Genomic DNA, 695 nt, shown 5'->3' with positions numbered 1-695 from the left:
AACTTGTGGGTAAGTCATTGAAGATGATATCTAAAGCCCGAAGTTGTGATTTTCAGGTTGTCTTCATTAAGTGGTTAAGACGTGGCACATAACCCTGACGATCTCGGTAAACGCCCAGTCCTTGAGCATTGCTATTGGATATATCAGTAAAGGACAAGTAATTATAGCGATAAGAAGATAAAGGGAGCGGGACAAAGTCAATGCCGTGTCCACCAAGCGGATGACATCTGCTAAGACGTTTTAACAGCAACCAACTACCTGCACGAGTACCATGCCACGCCAAAGCTTGTTTACCATAATTTGAACAGGTGGGATAGTAACGGCAGCGAGCAGGTATGATAGGGCTAATTATTTTTTGATAAAACTTTATTATATTTAATACAAAACTATAAATTATTTTATTTATTAATTTTAATAAAATTTTCATTTTATTTTTTTTCTATTTTTTTAAATATATTATTTATTTCGTTTTTTAATTCTTTATTATTTATACCTTTTATTGATTTTTTTACTATAAAAACAATATCTTTATTTTCTATTTTAAAAGCTTTTGTACGGAACTGCTCACGGATATGTCGTTTAATCAAATTTCGAGCGACAGCAGTAGGTACTTTACGCTTAGTAATCGCCATACCGATACGTGGCTTTTCACAGGCACTGGGTCTCACAAACGCCATCAAGTGACTCTGATGTAT

Annotated in this window: 2 protein-coding genes; both read right to left on the bottom strand. The window is 34.2% G+C overall.

Annotated elements, in window-relative coordinates; all coding sequences use genetic code 11:
• Positions 1-52 precede the first annotated feature (52 nt).
• Positions 53-427: a membrane protein insertion efficiency factor YidD gene (gene yidD, locus ACS8FC_RS17670; RefSeq protein ID WP_439297749.1), complete on the bottom strand. Its 375-nt coding sequence runs from the start codon at positions 425-427 to the stop codon at positions 53-55.
• 1 nt (position 428) lies between these two features.
• Positions 429-695: ribonuclease P protein component (rnpA, locus tag ACS8FC_RS17665; RefSeq protein ID WP_439297748.1), on the bottom strand; the 267-nt coding region annotated here is incomplete at its 5' end.

The organism is Psychrobacter sp. 1Y4 (assembly GCF_051847555.1).
Note: the sequence above shows the minus strand (reverse complement) of the source record. Positions and strands in the feature narration are given on the sequence as shown.